5 protein-coding genes are annotated in these 7,670 nt (G+C 62.6%); all 5 read left to right on the top strand.

Annotated features, from left to right (window positions below; all coding sequences use genetic code 11):
* The first annotated feature begins 102 nt into the window (after nt 1-102).
* Nucleotides 103-4,290 (top strand): DNA-directed RNA polymerase subunit beta', encoded by a 4,188-nt coding sequence (gene rpoC, locus K8I04_15430; protein ID MBZ0073107.1) that lies wholly within the window; start codon nt 103-105, stop codon nt 4,288-4,290.
* A 181-nt stretch (nt 4,291-4,471) separates the two neighbouring features.
* Nucleotides 4,472-4,846: a 30S ribosomal protein S12 gene (gene rpsL, locus K8I04_15425; GenBank protein ID MBZ0073106.1), complete on the top strand. Its 375-nt coding sequence runs from the start codon at nt 4,472-4,474 to the stop codon at nt 4,844-4,846.
* A gap of 46 nt (nt 4,847-4,892) precedes the next feature.
* Nucleotides 4,893-5,363 carry a 30S ribosomal protein S7 gene (gene rpsG, locus K8I04_15420; protein MBZ0073105.1) on the top strand — a complete coding sequence of 157 codons (471 nt, stop codon included), beginning with the start codon at nt 4,893-4,895 and terminating at the stop codon, nt 5,361-5,363.
* A 27-nt stretch (nt 5,364-5,390) separates the two neighbouring features.
* Complete coding sequence (fusA, locus tag K8I04_15415) at nt 5,391-7,487, top strand: elongation factor G (GenBank protein ID MBZ0073104.1); 2,097 nt, start codon at nt 5,391-5,393, stop codon at nt 7,485-7,487.
* Between the two features lie 41 nt (nt 7,488-7,528).
* Nucleotides 7,529-7,670, top strand: a 142-nt coding sequence (tuf, locus tag K8I04_15410) for an elongation factor Tu (protein MBZ0073103.1), incomplete at its 3' end; no start/stop codon positions are given.

Raw genomic sequence — 7,670 nt, 5'->3', positions numbered from 1 at the left:
CCTGCGGGTGTGGTGCCGACCTGCCCGGATCCCGGATCCCGGATCCCGAATCCCGAATCCCGAATCCCGAATCCCGAATTCCAACTCCTGACAGGAGACGACATGAAAGACTTATTGAATCTCGTAAAGCCCACCGGTCAGGTCGAGGACTTCGATGCCATCCGCATCGGCCTCGCCTCCCCGGACATGATCCGCTCCTGGTCCTACGGTGAGGTCAAGAAGCCGGAGACCATCAATTACCGCACCTTCAAGCCGGAGCGGGATGGCCTGTTCTGTGCCAAGATCTTCGGGCCGGTGAAGGACTACGAGTGCCTGTGCGGTAAATACAAGCGTCTCAAGCACCGCGGTGTGGTCTGTGAGAAATGCGGTGTGGAGGTCACGCTGGCCAAGGTGCGCCGTGAGCGCATGGGTCACATCGAGCTGGCCAGCCCCGTCGCCCATATCTGGTTCCTGAAGTCGTTGCCTTCGCGCATCGGCCTGCTGCTCGATATGACCCTGCGCGACATCGAGCGTGTATTATATTTCGAAGGTTTCGTGGTCATCGATCCGGGCATGGTCACCACCCTGGAGCGCAACCAGCTGCTATCCGACGAGGCCTATCTCGAGGCCCTCGAGGAGAATGGCGACGAGTTCGATGCGCGCATGGGTGCCGAGGCGGTGTTCGAGCTGCTGCGCAGCATGGACCTGCAGGTCGAGGCGGCCAAGATCCGCGACGACATCGCCGCCACCAACTCTGAGACCAAGCTCAAGCGTCTGGGCAAGCGCCTCAAGCTGATCGAATCCTTTCTGGATTCCGGCAACAAGCCGGAATGGATGATCATGGAGGTGCTGCCGGTGCTGCCGCCGGAGCTGCGTCCGCTGGTGCCGCTGGATGGCGGTCGCTTCGCGACTTCGGATCTGAACGATCTGTATCGCCGCGTCATCAACCGCAACAACCGCCTCAAGCGTCTGCTCGAGCTGAATGCGCCGGACATCATCGTGCGCAATGAGAAACGCATGTTGCAGGAGGCCGTCGATGCGTTGCTCGACAACGGCCGTCGCGGTCGCGCCATCACCGGTACCAACAAGCGCCCACTGAAATCCCTGGCCGACATGATCAAGGGCAAGCAGGGTCGCTTCCGTCAGAACCTGCTCGGCAAGCGCGTCGACTACTCCGGCCGTTCCGTGATCGTGGTCGGTCCGGCGCTCAAGCTGCATCAGTGCGGGCTGCCCAAGCGTATGGCACTGGAGCTGTTCAAGCCGTTCATCTTCTCGAAACTGCAGCGCCGTGGCCTGGCCACCACCATCAAGGCGGCCAAGAAACTGGTGGAGCGTGAGGGTGGCGAGGTGTGGGATATCCTCGAAGAGGTGATCCGCGAGCATCCCGTGCTGCTCAACCGCGCGCCGACCTTGCATCGTCTGGGTATTCAGGCATTCGAGCCGGTGTTGATCGAAGGCAAGGCCATCCAGCTGCACCCGCTGGTCTGCGCCGCGTTCAACGCCGACTTCGACGGCGACCAGATGGCTGTGCATGTGCCGCTGTCGCTGGAGGCGCAGCTGGAAGCACGCACGCTGATGATGTCCACCAACAATATTCTATCGCCTGCCAACGGCGAGCCGATCATCGTACCTTCGCAGGACGTGGTGCTGGGCCTGTACTACATGACCCGCGAGCGCGTCAATGCCAAGGGCGAGGGCATGGCCTTCGCCGATCTCAACGAAGTGCATCGCGCCTATGACAGCCGCGTGGTCGAGCTGCATGCCAAGGTCAAGGTGCGCATCACCGAGAATGCCCTGGACGACGACGGCCAGATGCACACTGTGACCAAGCGTGTCGATACGACCGTTGGTCGCGCGCTGTTGTTCGAGATCCTGCCGGCCGGTCTGCCGTTCGAGCTGGTCAACCGCGACATGGTCAAGAAGGCTATCTCGGGTCTGATCAACGCCTGCTACCGCCGTGTCGGTCTGAAGGAGACGGTGATCTTCGCCGATCAGCTCATGTACACCGGCTTCGCCTACGCGACGCGCGCCGCCATATCCTTCGGCGTGAACGATATGGTCATTCCGGAGGAGAAGTCGCCGATCCTGAGTCGTGCCGAGACCGAGGTGAAGGAGATTGAGAACCAGTATGTCTCCGGTCTGGTCACCAACGGCGAGCGCTACAACAAGGTCGTCGATATCTGGTCGCGTACCAACGATCAGGTCGCCAAGGCGATGATGGAGAAACTCGGCACCGATCTGGTCAAGGATCGTGAAGGCAAGGATGTCAAACAGCCGTCTTTCAACTCCATCTACATGATGGCCGACTCCGGCGCCCGTGGCAGTGCCGCCCAGATCCGTCAGCTCGCCGGTATGCGCGGCCTGATGGCCAAGCCGGACGGTTCCATCATCGAGACTCCCATCACCGCGAACTTCCGCGAAGGTCTGGATGTATTGCAGTACTTCATCTCGACCCACGGTGCCCGTAAGGGTCTGGCGGATACGGCGCTGAAGACCGCCAACTCCGGTTACCTGACCCGCCGCCTGGTCGACGTGGCACAGGACCTGGTGGTGACCGAGGTCGATTGCGGCACCGAACAGGGGCTGGTCATGACACCCATCGTCGAGGGTGGCGATGTGGTCGAGCCGCTGCGCGAGCGCGTGCTGGGCCGCGTAGTGGCCACCGACACCTATGTGCCGGGCAGCGATACGCTGGCCGTCGCGGCCGGCACCTTGCTGGACGAGAAGTGGGTCGACCAGCTGGAGCAGCTGGGCGTCGACGAAATCCGGGTGCGTTCAGCCATCACCTGCGAGACCCGTTACGGCGTGTGCGCGCAGTGCTACGGTCGCGACCTGGCGCGCGGCCACCGCGTCAATAACGGTGAGTCCGTCGGTGTCATCGCGGCGCAGTCCATCGGTGAGCCGGGCACGCAGCTGACCATGCGTACCTTCCACATCGGCGGCGCGGCCAGCCGTGCGGCGACCGTCAACAGCGTCGAGGTCAAATCGGCCGGCACCATCCGTCTGCACAACGTGAAGACGGTGACCAACCGTGACGGCCATCTCGTGGCGGTATCACGTTCCGGTGAACTCGGTGTGAACGATGCGAACGGCCGCGAGCGCGAGCGCTACAAGATACCGTACGGCGCGGTCATCTCGGCCTATGACGGCGATGCCTGCGAGGCCGGGCAGTTGGTCGCGAGCTGGGATCCGCACACCCACCCGATCGTCACCGAGGTGGCCGGCCGGGTGCGCTTCAGCGACTTCGTCGAGGGTGTCACGGTCAACCGCAGCACCGACGAGATGACCGGTCTGTCGAGCCTGGTCATCAGCGATCCGAAACAGCGCGGTTCCAGCAGCAAGGATCTGCGCCCGATGGTGAAGCTGCAGGACGAGAACGGCGATGAGTTGAAGATCGCGGGCACCGACATGCCGGCGCACTACTTCCTGCCGTCCGGCGCCATCGTCGGTCTCGAAGACGGTTCCGGGGTGGAGGTCGGCGATGTCGTCGCCCGCATTCCGCAGGCGTCCTCGAAGACCCGCGACATCACCGGCGGTCTGCCGCGTGTCGCCGATCTGTTCGAGGCGCGCAAGCCCAAGGACCCGGCGATCCTGGCGGAGATCTCCGGCACGGTCAGTTTCGGTAAGGACACCAAGGGCAAGCAGCGCCTGGTGCTCACCGATGCCGAGGGCAACCAGCACGAGGAGCTGATCCCGAAGTGGCGCCATGTCACCGTGTTCGAGAACGAGCATGTGGAGCGCGGCGAGACGGTGGTCGACGGCGAGCCCAATCCGCATGACATTCTGCGTCTGCTGGGCGTGACGGTGATGGCGGAGTATCTGGTCAAGGAGATCCAGGATGTCTACCGGCTGCAGGGCGTGAAGATCAACGACAAGCACATCGAGGTGATCATTCGCCAGATGCTGCGCAAGGTCGAGATCAGCAGCGCTGGCGATACCCGCTTCCTCAAGGGCGAGCAGGCCGAAAAGCCCCGCGTCCTGGAGGAGAACGAGCGGGTCACCGGCAAGGACGAGACGCCGGCGCTGTACGAGCCCATGCTGCTCGGTATCACCAAGGCGTCGCTGGCGACCGAGTCCTTCATCTCGGCGGCCTCCTTCCAGGAGACCACCCGTGTCCTCACCGAGGCTGCGGTCCGGGGGCTGCGCGATGACCTGCGCGGCCTGAAGGAAAACGTCATCGTCGGCCGGCTGATCCCGGCAGGCACGGGCCAGGCCTACCATGCCGAACGCCGCCGCCGCCGCCAGCCGGAAGAGGTGGTGTTCACCGCCTCCGCGGACAGCAGTTCGACGGAGCACGTGACGGAATCCTGACGTCGGTAAAGAAGGCCCCGTCCAGTCTGTCGAGCGCCGGAACGCTTGGCGCTTGACAGGGTGTAGGGGCCTCTCTACAATTGCGCCTCTTTACGACAGGCCGGGTACCCAAAACCGGCCTGTCGTTTGTTTTCAGGTCGCTCGAAATCCCGACTGTATTCAAAGCGTAAGGCGATTTTTCATGGCAACAGTCAATCAGTTAGTGCGCAAGCCGCGCAAGCACAAGACGGAAAAGAGCGGCGTACCGGCGCTGGAATCGTCTCCGCAGAAGCGCGGCGTCTGCACGCGTGTGTACACGACCACGCCGAAGAAGCCGAACTCCGCGCTGCGCAAGGTCGCCCGCGTCCGGCTGACCAACGGCTATGAAGTGGCTTCTTATATCGGTGGCGAGGGCCACAACCTGCAGGAGCACTCGGTGGTGCTGATCCGCGGCGGTCGCGTCAAGGACCTGCCCGGCGTGCGCTACCACACGGTGCGCGGCAGCCTGGACGCCTCGGGTGTCGACAAGCGTCGCCAGGGCCGCTCCAAGTACGGCGCCAAGCGTCCCAAGTCCTGACGGGCCACTGGGCCGAGTCGGTTGCAACGAACAGGAATGTATCGCGATGTCGAGAAGAAAGTCAGCTGAGCGTCGAGAGATTCTGCCGGACCCCAAGTACGGCAACGAGATGCTCGCCAAGTTCATGAATATGGTCATGGAGTCGGGCAAGAAGTCGGTTGCCGAGCGCATCGTCTACGGCGCGCTGGATCAGGTCGCCGGCAAGGGTGTTGCCGATCCCATGGACGCCCTCACCAAGGCGCTGGACAACGTGCGACCCATGGTCGAAGTGAAGTCCCGCCGCGTCGGTGGTGCGACGTATCAGGTGCCGGTCGAAGTACGGGCCGTGCGCCGTACCACCCTGGCCATGCGCTGGATGATCGACGCGGCCCGCAAGCGCGGCGAGAAATCCATGGCCGGTCGCCTGGCAGGCGAGATCCTGGACGCCGCCGAGAGTCGTGGTGCCGCCGTGAAGAAGCGCGAAGACATCCACCGCATGGCCGAGGCCAACAAGGCCTTCGCGCATTACCGCTGGTAAGCAAGTACATTTAAGGAAGTTCGTCCCGTGGCACGCAAAACCCCCATCGAGTACTATCGCAACATCGGCATCTCGGCGCACATCGACGCCGGCAAGACCACGACGTCCGAGCGCGTCCTGTTCTATACCGGTGTGTCGCACAAGATCGGCGAAGTACATGATGGCGCTGCGACCATGGACTGGATGGAGCAGGAGCAGGAGCGCGGCATTACCATCACGTCGGCGGCGACGACCTGTTTCTGGTCGGGCATGTCCAAACAGTATCCCCTGCACCGCATCAATGTCATCGACACCCCCGGGCATGTGGACTTCACCATCGAGGTGGAGCGCTCCATGCGCGTGCTCGACGGTGCCTGCATGCTGTATTGCGCCGTCGGTGGCGTGCAGCCGCAGTCCGAGACGGTGTGGCGCCAGGCCACCAAGTACGGTGTGCCGCGTATCGCCTTCGTGAACAAGATGGACCGTGCCGGCGCGGACTTCTTCAAGGTCGTCCGCCAGATGAAGGAGCGCCTGCGTGCCAACCCGGTGCCGATCCAGGTGCCGATCGGTGCGGAAGACCACTTCAAGGGTGTCGTCGACCTGGTCAAGATGAAGGCCATCCTCTGGAACGAGGCCGACCAGGGTGTCACCTTTACCTATGAGGATATCCCCGCCGATCTCGTCGAGGTGGCGCAGGAGTGGCGCGAGAAAATGGTCGAGGCCGCTGCCGAGGCGGACGAAGACCTGATGAACAAATACCTGGAGGGTGGTGAGCTCTCCGAGGAAGAGATCAAGGGCGCGCTGCGCAAACGCACCATCGCTTTGGAAATCTTCCCGATGCTGTGCGGCTCCGCCTTCAAGAACAAGGGCGTGCAGGCGATGCTCGATGCCGTCATCGACTACCTGCCGGCGCCCACCGAGGTGCATGCCATCCGTGGCACCGATCTGGATACCGGTGAGCCCATCGTGCGCCATTCGTCGGATGACGAGCCGTTCGCCGCACTGGCGTTCAAGATCATGACCGACCCGTTCGTTGGTACCCTGACCTTCATCCGCTGCTATTCCGGTGTATTGCGCTCGGGAGACAGCCTGCGCAATTCGACCAGCGGTAACAAGGAGCGCATCGGCCGTATCCTGCAGATGCACTCCAACAACCGTGAAGAGATCAAAGAGGTGTGCGCTGGCGATATCGCCGCGCTGGTCGGTCTGAAGGACATCGTCACGGGTACCACACTGTCCGCGCTGGACCAGTCGGTGGCGCTCGAGAAAATGGAGTTCCCCGAGCCGGTGATCTCGGTCGCCGTCGAGCCCAAGACCAAGAGCGACCAGGAGAAGATGGGTATCGCGCTGCAGAAGCTGGCGCAGGAAGACCCATCCTTCCGGGTGCGCAGCGATGAAGAGTCCGGTCAGACCATTATCTCAGGCATGGGCGAGCTGCATCTGGACATTCTCGTCGACCGCATGCGGCGCGAGTTCAAGGTCGATGCGAACGTTGGTGCGCCGCAGGTCGCCTACCGGGAAACCATCCGCAAGGCGGTGGAGCAGGAAGGCAAGTTCGTGCGCCAGTCCGGTGGTCGCGGCCAGTACGGCCATGTCTGGCTCAAGCTCGAGCCGCAGGAGCCGGGCACGGGCTACGAATTCGTCAACGGCATCGTCGGTGGTGTGGTACCGAAGGAATACATTCCGGCGGTGGACAAGGGTATCCAGGAGCAGCTGCAGAATGGCGTCATCGCCGGCTACCCGGTCGTCGATGTCAAGGTGACCCTGTTCGACGGCTCCTACCATGATGTGGATTCCAACGAAATGGCGTTCAAGATCGCCGGTTCGATGGGGTTCAAGGAAGGTGCGCTCAAGGCCAGTCCGGCCCTGCTCGAGCCGATCATGGCGGTCGAGGTCGAGACGCCGGAAGAATATATGGGCGATGTCATGGGTGACCTCAACCGTCGCCGCGGCATCATCCTGGGCATGGAGGACAATGCCGGCGTGAAGGTGTTGCGTGCCGAGGTGCCGCTGTCTGAGATGTTCGGCTATGCCACCTCGCTGCGTTCACAGACCCAGGGTCGTGCGACCTACACGATGGAATTCAAGAAGTATATGGAAGCCCCGGCCAACGTCGCCGAGGCGATCATCAAGAAGGCATCCTGAATTTTTAGCGCAAACCAGAACCGCGATAGAGGTAGTCAGCCGTGTCCAAGGGAAAATTTGAACGTACGAAGCCGCACGTAAACGTGGGAACGATTGGTCACGTTGACCATGGCAAGACGACGCTGACGGCGGCGCTGACGGTGGTGCAGGCGAAGAAGTTTGGTGGTGAGTCGAGGGGTTACG

The sequence above is a fragment of the Gammaproteobacteria bacterium genome (assembly GCA_019911805.1).
Taxonomy (GTDB): domain Bacteria; phylum Pseudomonadota; class Gammaproteobacteria; order Thiohalobacterales; family Thiohalobacteraceae; genus JAHJQQ01.
This window is presented reverse-complemented; position numbering and strand designations above follow the sequence as displayed.